Source organism: Streptomyces sp. CB01373 (genome assembly GCF_002803075.1).
GTDB lineage: Bacteria > Actinomycetota > Actinomycetes > Streptomycetales > Streptomycetaceae > Streptomyces.
This window is the reverse complement of record NZ_NNBK01000023.1, coordinates 97,733-110,307: the sequence shown is the minus strand read 5'-3', so window position 1 is coordinate 110,307 and position 12,575 is coordinate 97,733. Positions and strand designations below refer to the sequence as shown.

Here is a 12,575-nt window from a genome sequence, read left to right as displayed (position 1 = left end):
GCGGGTTGTGATGCAGTGTTCGATCACTCATGTGGGTTGCGGTACCTCCTGCGGGGGATTGCCGGGGGGCGCTTGGTCAGTCATCGCGTGGCGAGGTCCGGGCGGAGGGAGATGGCGTCGCGAAGGAAGCTGCGCTTGGAGTAGAAGGTGTGCTCGGCGGCCCAACCGTGACTGGCGAGGTACTCGCAGAGCCAGCTGTCGATCCGGTTCATCTCGATGAGGATCTCGTCCTGGTCGTGGTCGAGGATGCTGCGTGAGCGGAGGTACTCCAGCTCGCACTGGGAGAGCACCACGTCGGGGGCCGCCAGGAGCGCGCAGCGGTCGAGGAAGATGCCGTAGACGTGTCCGGTGCGCAGCGACTCGCACTGGATGTCGTAGCGGACGCGCTGGAAGGGCGGCATGGCCCGGACCTGGAGGTTCAAGTCTTCGCGCAGGAACGTCTCGAAGCGGTCGGGGGTGATGTCGAGGCCAGGGGTGAGTTCCTCGCGGCGGGCGAAGGCGTCCTCGGTGAACCACTTTCGCTTGAGCACGTGCCCGGCGGTGACGGTGGGGATGAAGGAGGCGTAGCCGATCTCGGGCTCGGGGCCGGTGACGTCGAACAGATGGTTCTCGGTGTGGTGGATCTGGAACTCTTCCCGGTACTCCGGACGGCAGCCTTCCAGCTTGCCGTCGCGCAGTGCCTTGAGCAGTTCCATGGACGCGGACCAGATGTCCGGTGCCGGGGCAAGGGTGTACTTGAACTCCAGCTCAGTGCCGGAGAAGTGCTTGCGGAAGTACCGCAGATGGTTGTTAAGCGCCGTACTCGACTCCGCGTGCGCCGTCAGCACGGGGTCGAACCAGCGCAGTTCCTCGACCGGGCCGTGGCCGACTGGTTTCCGGGTGGTGCGGACGAAGCAGGCATCCTCGGGATGGAAGCGGATCTGCGCGTACGCGTGGTAGCCGCCGCCGGGATGTTCAGCCAGGTAGCACAGCGGCACCAGGCCGGGGGCGTGCTCGGTACCGACCAGGCCGCGCAGGGCGGGACCGGCGATGGCGTCGGGGAACAGTTCGCCGCCGTCGATCCTGGCCGCCCCGAGCCGGGTGCCGCCGGGGTGCAGCGCTTCGGCCGGGCAGGGCCCCAGCGCGTTCCAGCGGACGATCACGGTGGTGGCCGGCCGGCATACCTCCTGCGGTGGCACCCGTACGAGCACGATCGGCTCGTCTGGTCGCCGTGGCGCGGTGCGGTTTAGGAGGTGGACGCCGCCGAGGACGACCCAGGCTCCCCGGTCCGAGGGCTGCTCATCGGGCACGCTGGTCTCCTTCGTGTGAAGCGGGTGCCACGGGTGATCGCCCTGCAGCCCGAAGGGGCCACCGGGCCGGCCGGACATGCCCGGATGGCTGCCTGCTCGTCGCTGCGACGTCCGGCCGGTTCGTCGGCCTAGGGTGGGGCGGGTGAGTCATGGTGAAGTCGGTCAGGTGATCTTGGACGAGGCTGTTGCGGATGCCCGCCTCGCCGCGTGGGAGTTCGACGGTGCACGGGCCTGGCTGGAGGAAGCCCGCCGACATCCCATGGAGCCGCTGGCGGCCGAGGTGTGGGTCACCGACCCTGCTTTCGAGCACGTCCTGCTGGTCAAGCACCGCGTGCGCGGATGGGTGCCGCCCGGTGGCAAGGTGGAGCCGGGCGAGGCGCCGCGTGCGGCGGCGGCACGAGAGCTGCTGGAGGAGACCGGCCTGCGCACCGAGTTGCTGCCCGAGCCCGCTGCCGTGGCGGTGCGTTCCTACCGGGCCGACTGGTCTCCGACGCTGGGCCTGTCCTACGCCGCGATCGTGGGACGCGACGTGCCGCTCGCCGGGGAGCAGAACCAGCCGGCGGCATGGTTCCGTCTGGATACAGGCTGGGACAGCGTCTTCCCCGAGGACCGCGAGCGGATCCGTGCGCACGCTCGCTGTCTGGCAGCCGGCCGGGCGGTCGGCTCCCGCTGAGGTAGGCCCTTGGCCGCCGTTCACAGGAGGGCCTCGATCCGGTCGAGGTCGGCCGAGGGCAGGCTGACGAGCTCAAGGTCGTGTAGGAAGCGGCACCACACCGGCTCCAGGCCGGGTTCGCGCTCGAACTCCTCACGGTCCAGGTACCCGTTGGCGTGCGCGGTGGTCCGCAGCGCGTGCTGCTGCAGCTGGGCCGGGTGGATCCACCGAGGGGCGCGGACCTCCCGGGGCGAGGGGCACAGCGACCCGGAAACCTCGGCCTGGAAGATCCACCAGTGGTGGCCGACCGGACCGCTGGGCGTGCGGTGGCAGTGGTTGGGCCGCCACTGGTCCAGCAGCAGGTGCAGGTGGGTGACGGTAAGACCGACCTCTTCGGTGACTTCGTCGCGCGCGGCCTGCTCGGGGCCGCCATGCTCGTCGACGTGACCGGCGACCGGGGCGATTCCGGCCGGAGGAATCGCCCGCTCGAACACCAGCAGGCCGCTCGGTGAGGAGATCAGTACCCCGACGCTTGCGTGGTCACAGAGGCGGGCCCCGCCGCCGGGAGCCGGGGCGGCCGGAGTCATGCGGCGGCCTTTGGCCGTTGGGCGACGACGACGAGCCAGCTCGTCACGGCCGGGGCATCGGGGGTGGTCATGGCGTAGGCGGTGTCGAGGATCTGCATCCGCTGGGCGTGGGTGAAGTCGCCTTCGGGCCGCGCGAAGACGGGGATGGACAGCCACGCCTTCTTCTCGGCCATGGTGCTGTGCTGGGCGGTGAGCTCTGTGCCGACGACCGTCAGTCCGGCTGCGGTCAGCTGCTCGGTGACTGTTTTCAGCGGCAGCTTCGGCGGCCTGTCCGCGTCGCGCGGCGGTGGGGTGTATCCGTGGGCCTCAGCGGCGACTTGGCGGATGAGGGCGTTCAGGGAAGGCCCGGTGCGGGTTGACAGTTCGTCGGGGTGCCGGACGCCGGCGAAGCCGCCGCCGATGTTGAAGACGAAGTGCCCGCCTGGGCGCAGGATGTGGGCGACGGCTGCGAACACTGCGGCGGTGTCGGTCTTCCAGATCGCGGAGTTGCACACTACGGCGTCGGCGCTGCTGGCGTGCAGGTGGTCGGCGAGCCGTTCGGCCGGGGAGGTGATCCAGGTCAGGCGGGCGTCGGTCAGGGTGCGGCGACCGACACGCTGCATCGCGGCGGCGTTGTCGACGGAGACGACCCGAGCGCAGGCCGGGATCAGGTCGAGGATCGCGCGGGCGGTCGCGCCGGCGCCGCCGCACAGGTCGACCACCAGGCTGGCGTTGGCCAGATGGCCTCGACGGGCAAGGTCGCGGCTGGTCGCGTCGTACATGGGATGGGCGCGGGTGAAGGCGTTGTATGCCTCGGCGTTGCTGTCCTCGTCCCAGCCGAGGATGGCGTCCTGGGGTGCCATGTTGCTGTGGCCTCGCTTCTCAGAGCGGCCCGGCAGTGCAGGCCGGGTGTTCGGGCAGGGTCAAAAGAGCGCGGACTGTACGGCGGCGGGCGGTGAGGAGAACTGTGCGCCGAGGACGATGCGCCGGCCCTTGAGGGTGCCGAGGTCGAGCAGGTAGGGCAGTTGTTCACCGTCGCCGTCGAGGGTGGCGAGGACCTGGGAGCCGAGGCAGGAGAGCACCGTCAGTCCGTGCTCACCGGAGCGTGGGTCGTGCGGGTACAAGGCGCGCCCGGTCTCCGGCGTCCGCAGCAGTTCGCCTTCGCCGGGCGGCGTCCACGGCTCCGGTGTGGCCGGGACGTTCAGGCCGCTCAGGGCCGCGGTGGCGCGGTCGAGGTGCTGATGGTGGGCGGCGTCGGCCGGGGCGAGGTCGCGCAGCTCGGCCAGGGCCGTCAGCTTGGCCGCGGCTCGCACGGTCTGCGTCAGGCCGAGTTGGCGGGTGAGGGCATCCTCCAGGAACCGCACAGCGCGGCCGTCAGCACTCCGGGCGAGGTAGGTAGCGATCAGGGCACCCTGTTCGTCGAGGCGGGAGCGCTTACGGGGTTCGGCCGCGGTGCCGATCTTGGTGGTGCCGTCGGCGAACGTCGCCAGGTACAGCCAGTGCGGCTGGGCCATGTACGCCGCCAGGGAGTCGGGAACATGCCCGCCGGAGTGGAACCGGTGGGCGAAGCGGAAGTCGTCCCGCCCGGCGCAGGCCGGGCACTGTCCGCCGACCTCGGCCGGGGCCCGGTCAGGGCAGGCGACCGCCTCGACGCGGACGCGGTCGGCGAACCGGTACCTGCCGATGCACCACCGGCCGGTACCGCTCACCTGGTAACTCAGGCGCCTGCCCATGACCGGGGCGTAGACGAGTGGTCCGCCGGTCACGGGGGCGAGCAGAAGACGGGGGTCTGCGCTCGCCCAGGTGATGCCGTGACAGACGTATGTCCCGCTGACGGGCAGGGCCTGGTCCATGGTGCGTTCCTTGTCGATCGGGGAGGGAGGGCCGGTTTAGACGGTCAGGCGCAGACGGTCGGCCAGGGCAGCGGCGGCGGCCTTGAAGACCTGGTCGCGGTCCAACTGGGCGACGTCCAGCGTCAGCCAGGCGCCGCGCTCCGCCTGTTCGCGCATCTGGTCCAGGACGGTGTCCTGGTAGCGGATGAAGTCCTCGTCACCGCCGCCGGCGTGGCCGGCCTCCAGGGAAGTGAACGAGCCTTTGCGGACGAGAGCCTCGCGAGCACCGATGTTCAGGAAGAACACCAGGTCCGGCTTTGTGAGATGCGCGAAGACCTGCTCGCACAGGCGGGGGGAGACCTCGGGGTTGACCGAGTACCGAGCGAGGATCTTGTGGTGCGCGTTGTCGAGGATCACGTGGGTTCCCGCGGCGAGGGCCGGCTGGATGACGAGCCGGTCCTGCAGGGTGTACCAGGAGGCCAGGGCAAGCAGCCAGTAGTGGTCGCCGCATGCCTGGGCGACGCCGGCGTCGCGCCGGTAGACCAGCTCGTTGAGGCGGTCGAGGTAGGCGGACAGCTCCGGGTCCCGGCGGACGTCGGTGCTGTGCTTGCCGATGAGGACTGCCGTGTGGCCGGCGTCGTTGAGGGCCTGGTGCAGGCGGGCGGCGAGGGTGGACTTGCCGGCCCCGTCACCACCGACGAAGGTGATCAGCTTCCCGGCTGCGGTGGTGGTCGGCGCGTTCGCCGTCATCGGGATTCTCCCAGGGGGTGGGTCGGGCTGGCGGTCAGGCGGCCGGTGATGATGGTGCGGATGCGGTCCACCAGGACGGCGCGCTGGCGCAGGACGTCGCTGTGACGCTCATTGGACAGGTCGGCGGGATAGTGCGTGGCGAGGTTGTTGGAAATGACGTGGAGGTAACCGAATCTGATCCCCGCCTGGCGCGCCGCCGCCCCCATGGGGCCGATCTCCGGGTCGACGAAGGCGTACGAGGCGGTGTGCTGGGCCAGCCAGTCGCGGTTCTCCAGCAGGATCGACGGGGAGGACACGTGCAGGCCGCTGCGCACCCCATCGTGGGCGGCGGCGTAGTCGCCGAAGAAGTCGTCCCAGCTCACCATCGCCCCGCGTACCAGGCTGGTGTTGCCGGTCGCCAGCCAGGCGTTCGGTTCGACGCCGGGGGTCAGCGAGCCGACCTTGCCGACGTAGACGACGTCGCCTGCGCCGAGTTCGGCAAGGCGCGTGACGACCCGTCCGGCCACGTCTCCCCAGATGCTGTGGAGGAACCCGAGGTAGACCACGCGACGGCCGGCGACGTCGAGGCGCTGCCAGGCGTAGCCGGGTCCGCGGGTCCACACTCCGTTCTCGGGAGCGAGGTACTGAAGGCCCCAGCCGACGATCACCAGGTCGCCGTCCAGTTCCAGGTCGAGCGCGTCGAGCGCCGTTCGGCACTCCTCCTGCTCGGGCGGCTGATAGGTGACGGTGCCGACGGGGCGGCCGGTCATGGCCAGATACGTGGCGATGATCAGGGCGTAGTGCTGGACGTAATCGGCTCCGGGGAACGCCTTGACGATGAGGTCACGGCCGTGGATCTCTGCGGTGGGCCGTTCGATGTTGAACAGCTTCCCGGTCTTCTCGTACCGGGAGACCACCGCCGTGCGGTCGTAGCCGCCGATGACGCGGATGCTGTCCCAGTCCTGGTCCTGGATGAGGTGGTGGACCTTGATCTCCAGGTAGCGCAGCAGCCTCGCGTGGGTCATAGTGTGCCCGGCCGGCTCGATCGGGGCGGCGCGCAGGAGTCCGGGGGTCCGGTCGGCGAGTAAGGGCGTCATCGGTGCTCCTCGGCTATCGTCACGGTGCTGCCGGCCGCCGCGCGAACGACGGAGATGTTCTTCCGGATGAGATCGAACCGGTCTTCGGGGATCGGGCCGAGCTTCTCGATGCGGGGCGTGGAGGGCTTCTCGTATGGCCCTTCGGGCAGCAGGGCGACGCCCATCGCGCCGAGGATGACCGGGGCTGCGCCGTCCACGGAGGAGATCCACTCGTGCTCGCGCTGCTCGATCAGCTCCAGGTGCCCGGTCCGGCCCAGACCGAGCAGCCGGTAGATGAGCAGATTGTCGACCAGGCCGCGATCCTGCAGGTAGGCGGTCGCCAACCAGCGGGTGCGGCACAGTTGCTCGTCGGGATCCGGTCGACGCGAGGCCGGCAGGGCGATGGCCCCGGCCCAGCCGCTGGTCACGAAGGCGTCGTAGGTGCGCAGCCACTCGTCGTCGTCAGCGGCGTGCAGGACCGCGCACAGCCGGAATGCGTCGCCGGACAGCTTCCGGATCTCTCGCGCGGCCTTCTCGCTCGCCTTCAAGGTCGCGGCCCCGTCCCGCATGACGTCCGGCAGGATGATCTCCCTCGCGGATACCGCCAGCGCGGCTTCGACGAGGCTTTCCGCCGGCAGGGCGTAGCCGAGGTCGAAGAGCCCGTTGTCGATGATGATCTCGGCGCCGCGCTCGGCCTCGTGAGCGAAGAAGGCCCGGTAGCTCTCGTCGGACAGCACGTGTTGGGCGGCCACGTGGTGGACGCGGGCCGGCTCCTGGGCGACGAAGTTCTTCAGGTAGGCAGGCGGAGCGATGACGGAGAAGTCGATGCCCGCGGTGGTGATCACGACGCCCCCCACAGGCCGGTGGTGAGGGTGAGGAACTGCTGGGAAAGGACGGGGTCGGTGCCGAAGCGCCCGCCCGAGTGCACCGTGGTGGTGCGAGCCTCCTCCATCCGTACGCCCCGCATGCTCATGCACAGGTGCACGCCGCGTACGGCGACGGCGATGTTCTCGTGTCCGATCACGCCGTTGAGGTATTCGGCGACCTGGCGGGTGAAGCGTTCCTGGACCTGCAGTCGGCCGGCGAAGTGCTGGGCGATCCGCCCGAACTTCGAAAGGCCCACCACCTCGCCATCCGGCACGTATCCAGCCGTGACCTGCAAGTTCATGGGCAGCATGTGGTGCTCGCAGAGCGACCACACGCTCATGCCGCCCACGATGACCAGCTGACCACCCAGCTGGGACTCGGTGAAGCAGGTGGCCGTTTCGGCGCCGTCCGGGGACAGGAAGGCTCTCCACCAGGCCGCGACGCGGTCCGGGGTGCCGGTCAGCCCCTCGCGGGCGGGGTTCTCGCCCAGCTCGACCAAGAGCTGGTGGATCAGGCCGGCGACCCGGCCGGTGTCGATGACCGTAGCGGGCCCGGCGACGGCAGCGGTCGGCGCCGCCGCAGGGCTGGCGATAGAGGTCGTCATGGGCATCTCTCGTTTCCGGGGACTGGAGAACGGATAGGGCGTGGAGTCGCGTGCGGTCAGCGGCCTCGGGCGTCCGCGAAGGCCAACACGTGAAGGCGCGTGGTGAAGTGCCAGTGCCGGGCCGCGACCCCGTCCGCGAGGACCCGGGTAGTCGCGGTGATCACCTCGGGGGTGGTGCCCTCCGGCATGACCCACACCGGCGCGAGCCGGTGGGCGTCGGCCAGCTCGGCGATCCGGTCGAGGTCGTCCACCGTGGAAGCGACGAACTTGAACGCCGCCCGCCCGGAGGCCACAAACGCCTCCAGCGCGGCTGGCACGATGCTCTTGGTCTCCTTCACGCCGAAGCTGGCAAGCTTGGGCGAGACGTTGAACCGGACCCCGTCGGCCACCAGCTCGGGAGTGGGCGCGATGGTGCCGTTCGTCTCGCACTCGATCCGCTTGCCGGCTGCTATCAGTCCCCGGACGAGAGGCACCAGTCGCGCCTGCTGGATCAACGGCTCGCCGCCGGTGATCACGACCAGCTCGACCGGTGAAGACGTGGCCCAGGCCACCAGGCCCGCGACGGATTGCCTCGTCGACTCCTCGTGCGGGTCGAACCGAGACCAGTCCCAGGTGTACTTCGTGTCGCATCTCGTGCAAGTGAGGTTGCACCGGGACAGGCGGATGAACAGGGCCGGGTGTCCGCAGCTTGGGCCCTCGCCCTGAAACGTCGGCACCTCGGTACCGAAGCACTCCGCGACGATCAGGGATTCGCCTTCGGCAACTTCCGGTTCGAGGTTGAGCCGCTTGGTTGTGGTCATTGGCCCACCACATCGAAGCGGGCCCAGCTGCTTGCGGTCTCGCGGACCAGGACGGCGACAAGGCGGCCGGGGATCTCCGATTGGAGGTTCTGAACGAACCAGCCGGCCAGGAACTGGGCCAGGCGCTCCGAGGTGGGCTCGAAGGGCAGGATCTCGTGCAAGTTGTGGTGGTCGAGCTCGGTGTCCAGGAACGACTTGAACGGGGCGAGCGCACCGAAGTCCGTGACAAAGCCGGGATCCTCCAGCGCGGATGCAGTGAGGATGACCTCAACCTCGTAGCTGTGCCCGTGCTGGCGGGAGCACTTGTGCTCATGCGGCAGCCGGGGAAGCCGATGGCCAGCCTCGAAGGCGAACTTCTTACCGATGGTGAAAATGCCGGGCGGTAGTGGAACAGCAGTGAAGCCCATTCGATTTCTCCGAGAGGTGAGGGTGTGGCTGATTCGGGCGGGGTGGGGCAGCCGCCTCTTCAGGCGGCTACGGGCTGTGCCCCCAGGTGGTTCTTCGCGGCCTTGTCCAGCACCTTGGTGAAGTGCTCGGCGCGCTCATCGCCCTCGGCCTCCTGAGCGCGGAGGCCCCCGAAACGGGCCCAGTACCGCCGGCAGACGTCCCTCTCCATCAGCTTCGAGGCGTAGAACGGCAGACGCCCCTCCCGGACGAAGCCGAGGCGGTCGCGCAGGCTGAGCATGCAGATGAGCTGGTTGGCCTTCAGCAGCTGCATGTACTCCTCGACGTCCAGGTCCTCGGGCGTCCAGAGCTTGGCGAGGTCAGGGTTGGCGGACATCTGCGTCAGCCAGTCGAGTTGGTTGCGCGCGACGGTCGCCTCATTTCGTTCGGCCTGGTGCCGCGCGTCCTGCCTCAGCCGGGCGGCTCCGACCACGACGGTGGCGAGGGAAACCGCGGCGCCGGCAGCGAGGACGGCGGTGGTGAGCTTCATGCTTTAACGGTCCTTTCACGCAAAGTGATCTGGGGCGAGGGCGGGTCTGTGGAAGCCTGCGGGGCTCGCTGCGTCATGCGACCCCCGCTAGCACGACGGCCGGTGAGCCGCCGACAATGCGATCCAGGGCGTACCGGCGGCGCACAGTGTCCAAAGCGACGGCGATCGGCGGCAGTCCGACGGCGGCCCTTCGCTGGTCCAGCAACTGCGGCGTACGCAGTGGGCACAGCTCCACCCCTGCTGCGCTGAGGACGAGTTGCGTCCCGAACTCTTGGGGGCGCCCGCTGTTGACCAGGGCGCGGTCGTGAAGGTGGGCCCAGTGCTGGATGCGCGCATCGCCGTCCTGGACCGCACGTTTCAAAAGGGTGGTGGCCGCCCGCTGGAAGTCGGGTTCGTCGTCGGCGTGAAGAGCGATGCTCCAGGCGGCACGTGCTGCGTCGGGGCCCACGAGACGGTGGCTGGGCCAGTCATGTTCGGCCAGGATGCGGCGCAGCACTTTGGTGTCGGCGTGCTCAGCGTGACGGTCCTGGCCGAGGTGGACGGCGTCGAGCTGGTTGCGTACGCGTCTGGCCCGGCGTGCTGCCGACTGTGCGGCGCGGGCGATGAGTTCGCGGGCGAGGTCCGGCCGCAGCGGTTCCGCGGTCCTCACGCGATACTCCGCTGGTCGGCGGCGGACTGCGGCTCGTGGACCTGGCAGCCGATGAGCGCGCTCAGCCCAGGCCGAAGCTCAGCGGTGAGTTCGAGGCGCGCGACTCGCTCATGGTGCTGTCCGGTGCCCGATCCACGGACGTCCCAGCCCATGTCGGTGAGCCGACGAAGGAATGTGGCGATCGGATCGACGTCGAGAGGATGGCGGGCCATGGCCTCGGCCCGCACAAGCGGTACCTCAAGCCGGGCGGCGAAGTCGGAGGCCCACAGAGTGATCAGCCGGACGGTGTCATCGGAGTGACCGGGCAGGGTGTGGACGCAGTTCAGGAAGAGGCACGGGCCTTCGCCCCATCCGAGGTCGGGCCCGCGTTGCGGGATCATGCAGGCCAGCAGCAGCCCGTCCTCGAACAGTCCAGCCGGTTTCACCTGCGGGGCGCGGAACAGGGCCGGGATATCGGACCGGGCCGGTGTAGGCACCCCGCGCATGGCGAGCCAGCGCTGACGGTCCTGGACGAGGGCCGCGGCCTCGTCCCGTTCGGCGTCGGTGCGCAACGACCGCATCTCGTACACGGCCGGTAACCCTTTCGCGCACTGGCCTCGAGGCGCGGGGGAGGACTCGATGGCCGCAGAAGCGGGTGAGGCATTCACTGGCTCGCTCCGCTCTCCATCGTGGTGGCCCGCCTGGCGCCCAACAGGCCCCACGCGTGGGCCCAGGCGACAAGTTGGGTGGTGTTGGCCGCCCCGGTCTTGTCGAGCAGTTCGTCATGTGCGGCTCGCACGTCGGCGGGCGCGATCTTGGCTATGGCAGCAATGCCGCTGGGATTGCTGTGCTCAGCGACCGCCCGCAGCAACAGTTGCTGCTCTGGACTGAGTTCCGGCATTGGCCTGTCCGTTGTGGGCGGAGCGACCTGCCGGGCGTTGCACAGGAAGTGCACGATCACCGGGGGCTTGCAGCGGGGCGGGCAGTGGAGGCTCTCCCGGATGTCGCGTACGTACTGGCGGACGGTCACGGCCGACAGCCCGGTCCTCGCGGCGATCTCTTGAGGGCCGAGGCCGTCCACGAGGTGCTGGGCGACGCGCTGCTGGGTCGGGGTCAGGGGGGTGATCGGTGCGCTGGTCATCATGCGCGGGGTCACGGGTGTCTCTTTCGCGGCTGGGTTGAGGGATATCGGGTGGGGTGTCGCCGGACCCCGCGGGGGACGGGGGCCGGCGACACGGGCCCGTGCGCGGCGGTCTGGATTCACGGGGCGCCGCACACGGGGGCTCATGCGGCTGTCGGGTCGGGGCGGGCCCACGCCGCTTCGGCGGCGAGACGTTCTGACCACTGGATGTGGGCCTCGTCGAAGGCGGCGTCGGCGAGGCGTATGCGCTGGACTTCGCCGGTTCCGGCCGGTGGGTAGGTGAACTGGATGTCGCGCCACAGGCGCTGGAGGATGTAGTCGCCGTTGAGGGCATGGGCGCCGTGCAGCTCCATGGCGTCCTGGGTTGACTGCATCGCCCACTGGTGGCCGAGGTACTTGGCGTTGATCAGGTCGGTGTCGCAGGGCAGGCCCTGGTCGAGGAGGTGCACGGACTGATAGGCCAGGATTCGCCCGGCGCGCAGGCGGGCCTCCATGTCACCGATGCGGTCCCGCAGAACCGGCAGATCGGAGAGGGCGCCCCGGTAGCGGGAGCGCGTCTTGAGGTAAGCGGTCGAGGTGGCCACGACTGCCTCGTGTATTCCCAGGCTGACTGCGGCCAGGTTGGGACGGCCGTACAGGATGCTGCTGCTCTGCGCTACGCCCAGCCCCTGGCCGATCTCTCCGACCACGTTTTCCTCGGGGATACGGACATGATCGAGGTCGAGGCGGCCGGCGGAGAAGCCGTGCAGGCCGAGGCCGGGACGGTGGTCGGCGACTGAGAGCCCTCGGCGCTTGGATTCGACCATGAACGCGGTCAGCGCCTGGGAGGTGCTCACGCCTGCCTTGGCGGTCCGGGCGACCACGAGGTGGGCTCCCGCGAGGTGGCTATTCCCGATGTGGATTTTGCTGCCGGTGATCACCCATTCGTTGCCGACGTGCTCGGCGATGGTCTCGATGCCGCCGATGTGTCCGCCGGCTCGCGGTTCGGTCACGGCGATCGATAAGAGCAGTGAACCGTCCGCTACGCGGGGCAGCCAGCGGCCCTTCTGCTCGTAGGTGGCGAAGTGCAGCAGGGCGCCGACGGGGATCAGCGTGGCCTGGAGGATGGCCGCCGCAGCCGCCGAGACGCGGGCAATGCGGTGGACGAGGATTGTCTTGGCCACGTGTCCGGCGTCCAGCCCGCCGAAGGAGGACGGGACGCTGACGGCGAACCAGCGTCGTGCGGCCATCAGGTCGGCGACCTTGCGCTCCACCCTGCCGGGGGCGGCCTCCATGCGTGCGGCGCGCGGCGCGATGTGCTCGGCCGCGAAGGCGTCCGCCTCGTCCCACAGCAGTTCGTGGCGGGCGTTGAGATAGGGGCGCAGCGCCGGCGGCGGCGTGGTGGGTGTGGCGGGCATGGTCCTCTCCCTCTCCCTGGATGAAGGTCGCACGGTGGAGCGGCCGGGGATCGCCTGCGG

Annotated in this window: 16 protein-coding genes; 1 reads left to right on the top strand and 15 read right to left on the bottom strand. The window is 69.7% G+C overall.

The genetic code is table 11. From position 1 onward, the window contains the following. Positions 1-80: 80 nt before the first annotated feature. Positions 81-1,289 carry a hypothetical protein gene (locus CG719_RS31245; RefSeq protein WP_073948168.1) on the bottom strand — a complete coding sequence of 403 codons (1,209 nt, stop codon included), beginning with the start codon at positions 1,287-1,289 and terminating at the stop codon, positions 81-83. Positions 1,290-1,461: 172 nt separating this feature from the next. On the opposite strand from CG719_RS31245, the gene CG719_RS31240 reads away from it, so the two are divergent. Beyond that, positions 1,462-1,962 carry an NUDIX domain-containing protein gene (locus tag CG719_RS31240; protein ID WP_073948169.1) on the top strand — a complete coding sequence of 167 codons (501 nt, stop codon included), beginning with the start codon at positions 1,462-1,464 and terminating at the stop codon, positions 1,960-1,962. Between the two features lie 20 nt (positions 1,963-1,982). Here the strand turns inward: CG719_RS31240 and CG719_RS31235 are convergent, their stop codons facing one another. The 14 genes from CG719_RS31235 to CG719_RS31170 all read right to left on the bottom strand — a co-directional run bounded on the left by CG719_RS31235 (position 1,983) and on the right by CG719_RS31170 (position 12,515). Continuing rightward, positions 1,983-2,528: an NUDIX domain-containing protein gene (locus CG719_RS31235; RefSeq protein WP_100572073.1), complete on the bottom strand. Its 546-nt coding sequence runs from the start codon at positions 2,526-2,528 to the stop codon at positions 1,983-1,985. Then, complete coding sequence (locus CG719_RS31230) at positions 2,525-3,370, bottom strand: class I SAM-dependent methyltransferase (protein ID WP_073948147.1); 846 nt, start codon at positions 3,368-3,370, stop codon at positions 2,525-2,527. The genes CG719_RS31235 and CG719_RS31230 overlap by 4 nt, the downstream gene beginning before the upstream one ends. Before the next feature lie 60 nt (positions 3,371-3,430). Further along, positions 3,431-4,360 carry a DUF2797 domain-containing protein gene (locus tag CG719_RS31225; RefSeq protein WP_073948148.1) on the bottom strand — a complete coding sequence of 310 codons (930 nt, stop codon included), beginning with the start codon at positions 4,358-4,360 and terminating at the stop codon, positions 3,431-3,433. A gap of 36 nt (positions 4,361-4,396) precedes the next feature. Then, positions 4,397-5,089, bottom strand: coding sequence for a dTMP kinase (locus CG719_RS31220; protein ID WP_100572072.1), 693 nt, complete (start codon positions 5,087-5,089; stop codon positions 4,397-4,399). Next, positions 5,086-6,165, bottom strand: coding sequence for a hypothetical protein (locus CG719_RS31215; protein WP_100572071.1), 1,080 nt, complete (start codon positions 6,163-6,165; stop codon positions 5,086-5,088). Before CG719_RS31215 ends, CG719_RS31220 begins: the two co-directional genes overlap by 4 nt. Continuing rightward, positions 6,162-6,989, bottom strand: a complete 828-nt coding sequence (locus CG719_RS31210; RefSeq protein ID WP_100572088.1) for a hypothetical protein — start codon at positions 6,987-6,989, stop codon at positions 6,162-6,164. Before CG719_RS31210 ends, CG719_RS31215 begins: the two co-directional genes overlap by 4 nt. After that, a complete protein-coding gene (gene folE, locus CG719_RS31205; RefSeq protein WP_100572070.1) occupies positions 6,986-7,615 on the bottom strand; it encodes a GTP cyclohydrolase I in 630 nt (209 codons plus the stop codon). Before folE ends, CG719_RS31210 begins: the two co-directional genes overlap by 4 nt. Before the next feature lie 56 nt (positions 7,616-7,671). Further along, on the bottom strand, positions 7,672-8,415 hold the full coding sequence (locus CG719_RS31200) for a 7-carboxy-7-deazaguanine synthase QueE (protein WP_073948152.1): 744 nt from the start codon (positions 8,413-8,415) through the stop codon (positions 7,672-7,674). Beyond that, entirely contained in the window at positions 8,412-8,822 is a 411-nt protein-coding gene (locus CG719_RS31195) for a 6-pyruvoyl trahydropterin synthase family protein (RefSeq protein WP_073948153.1), read from the bottom strand. Before CG719_RS31195 ends, CG719_RS31200 begins: the two co-directional genes overlap by 4 nt. A gap of 59 nt (positions 8,823-8,881) precedes the next feature. Next, positions 8,882-9,349 carry a DUF6082 family protein gene (locus CG719_RS31190; RefSeq protein WP_073948154.1) on the bottom strand — a complete coding sequence of 156 codons (468 nt, stop codon included), beginning with the start codon at positions 9,347-9,349 and terminating at the stop codon, positions 8,882-8,884. Between the two features lie 73 nt (positions 9,350-9,422). After that, a complete protein-coding gene (locus CG719_RS31185) occupies positions 9,423-9,998 on the bottom strand; it encodes a DUF6624 domain-containing protein (protein WP_100572069.1) in 576 nt (191 codons plus the stop codon). Next, positions 9,995-10,567: a hypothetical protein gene (locus CG719_RS31180; protein WP_100572068.1), complete on the bottom strand. Its 573-nt coding sequence runs from the start codon at positions 10,565-10,567 to the stop codon at positions 9,995-9,997. The genes CG719_RS31185 and CG719_RS31180 overlap by 4 nt, the downstream gene beginning before the upstream one ends. 74 nt (positions 10,568-10,641) lie before the next feature. Then, positions 10,642-11,133, bottom strand: a complete 492-nt coding sequence (locus tag CG719_RS31175) for a LuxR C-terminal-related transcriptional regulator (RefSeq protein WP_234375848.1) — start codon at positions 11,131-11,133, stop codon at positions 10,642-10,644. Between the two features lie 128 nt (positions 11,134-11,261). Next, positions 11,262-12,515 (bottom strand): acyl-CoA dehydrogenase family protein, encoded by a 1,254-nt coding sequence (locus CG719_RS31170; protein WP_100572067.1) that lies wholly within the window; start codon positions 12,513-12,515, stop codon positions 11,262-11,264. Between the last annotated feature and the right edge of the window lie 60 nt (positions 12,516-12,575).